Genomic DNA, 235 nt, shown 5'->3' with positions numbered 1-235 from the left:
AGCGACATGCAGGTGTTTGTGGAAGTGGCCAAACTGGGGTCATTGTCGGCTGCGGCGCGCAAGCTTGGGCTCGCGATTTCAGTTGTTAGCGAACGTATCGCCTCCCTTGAAGCGCGCTTCGGTGTCAAGTTGCTCGTGCGCACGACGCGCCGCCAGTCGCTCACTGATGCGGGGCAGACGTGGCTTGCGCATTGCGAGCGCCTCCTCGCAGACTTCCTGATGGCGGAGCAGGCCG

Annotated in this window: 1 protein-coding gene; it reads left to right on the top strand. The window is 63.0% G+C overall.

The genetic code is table 11. The annotated features are described in order from the left end of the window. On the top strand, positions 1-235 hold a 235-nt coding region (locus SB751_RS35330), incomplete at both ends, for a LysR family transcriptional regulator (RefSeq protein ID WP_410749654.1).

The sequence above is a fragment of the Cupriavidus sp. SIMBA_020 genome (genome assembly GCF_046535395.1).
Taxonomy (GTDB): domain Bacteria; phylum Pseudomonadota; class Gammaproteobacteria; order Burkholderiales; family Burkholderiaceae; genus Cupriavidus; species Cupriavidus campinensis.
This window is presented reverse-complemented; position numbering and strand designations above follow the sequence as displayed.